The sequence below is a fragment of the Peribacillus aracenensis genome, assembly GCF_025175645.1.
In the GTDB taxonomy this organism is placed as follows: domain Bacteria; phylum Bacillota; class Bacilli; order Bacillales; family DSM-1321; genus Peribacillus; species Peribacillus aracenensis.
Window position 1 is genome coordinate 1 of record NZ_JANZMJ010000084.1, and the last position, 1845, is coordinate 1845.

The 1845-nt window shown below is 43.3% G+C and carries 1 protein-coding gene; it reads left to right on the forward strand.

Features of this window, described 5'->3' with window-relative positions; translation table 11 throughout:
* The first annotated feature begins 506 nt into the window (after positions 1–506).
* Complete coding sequence (ltrA, locus tag N0M92_RS28995; RefSeq protein ID WP_260289017.1) at positions 507–1769, forward strand: group II intron reverse transcriptase/maturase; 1263 nt, start codon at positions 507–509, stop codon at positions 1767–1769.
* Positions 1770–1845 lie beyond the last annotated feature (76 nt).

Sequence of the window (1845 nt, forward strand, 5' to 3'; positions counted from 1 at the left end):
CATGAAGGCAGTAGTAGTGGTTAGCTTAATGCAAGGGTGTCCACGGTGACGTGGAATCTGAAGGAAGCAAGCGGCAAACCTCCGGTCTGAGGAACACGAACTTCATATAAGGCTAGGTATCATTGGATGAGTTTGCGAAACAAAACAAAGTCCTTACTGCCGAAGGTGGTACAGAGTAAATGAAGCAGATAGATGGAGGGAAAGATTGCACTCTTACCCGGGGAGGTCTGATGACAGCCAAGTACACTTGGTAACCTGTCCAGTGATGGACAGCTGAATCATCAGAAGTCAGCAGAGGTCATAGTACTTGTCTACTCGAGAAGATAAGGAAGGACCGAACAGATTAAGGAGGATGAATACTAGGCGTTCGTTATCTGTGAAGAAGCAAACAATTCCTAACGGAACTTATTTGAAGGAAGAAGTGGTGAATCCACGGGGAACTTCAAAAGGGTGGAGCAGATAAAGGCACAAATAGACCATTTATCCACGTAGAAAGGATATCAACGATGTTAATGGAACAGATACTAGAGAGGGAAAACTTAATACAGGCATTGAAGCGTGTAGAAAGAAATAAGGGAAGCCATGGTGTAGATGGAATGCGGGTTCAAAACCTGAGACCGCACCTCGTAACCGAATGGTACAACATGAAAACTGCCCTTTTACAGGGTACCTATCAACCGCAGCCCGTCCGTCGTATCGAAATCCCGAAACCAAACGGCGGAGCTCGGCTATTAGGTATTCCAACCGTTCTAGACCGTTTCATTCAACAAGCCATTGCCCAAATATTGACCAAGATATATGACTCAACCTTTTCGGAGAATAGCTATGGATTTCGCCCTAACAAACAAGGGCACCAGGCGGTTCGAAAGGCAAAGTCCTATATAACCGAAGGTTATACATGGGTAGTGGATATGGATTTGGAGAAGTTCTTCGATAAAGTGAATCATGACAAGCTCATGGGAATGTTAGAGCGGAAAATTGAAGATAAACGAGTTCTTAAACTGATTCGTAAATTCCTTCAAGCAGGCATTATGATAGGCGGACTTTTTCATAAAAGTGAGGAGGGAACTCCGCAAGGAGGTCCGTTAAGTCCTTTATTATCTAATATCATGTTAGACGATTTAGATAAAGAACTAGAGAAACGCAATCTTCGATTCGTAAGGTATGCGGATGACAGTACTATCTTTGTGAAGACACGAAAAGCCGCCAAACGTGCAATGGGAAATATCTCAAGCTTCATTGAAAATAAACTGAAGCTAAAGGTCAACTACGAGAAGTCGAAGTATGATCGCCCTTGGAACAGAACGTTTCTCGGTTTTAGTTTCACGAAGTCAAAGAAGAACCCGAAGGTTCTAGTGGCTAAACAAACGGTGAAGAGGGTAAAGAAACGAATCAGGGAAATGACCTCGAGAAAATTGCCGATACCCATGGAACTCCGAATAAATAAGTTAAAGCAATACCTTAGAGGTTGGATGGGGTATTTCGCCCTCATTGATACTCCGAACGTATTGAAGAATTTAGATTCATGGATTCGAAGAAGACTCAGAATGTGCCTATGGAAGCAATGGAAATTACCAAGAACGAGAGTGAGGAAACTCAAAGGATTAGGCGTCCCATTTGGAAAAGCATATGAATGGGGAAATAGCAGAAAGGGTTATTGGCGCATAGCGCATAGTCCTATTCTAGACAAAACCCTTAATAATGTTTATTGGCTCCATCATGGGTTAGTAAATCTATATGAACGATATACAAAACTACGTCAGACTTAAACTGAACCGCCGTATACCGAACGGTACGTACGGTGGTGTGAGAGGTCGGAGGCTAGGCGCCTCCTCCTACTCGATT

Coding starts and splice junctions, on each gene's coding strand:
- ltrA (WP_260289017.1), top strand. CDS start 507: ATGTTAATGGAACAGATACTAGAGAGGGAAAACTTAATACAGGCATTG.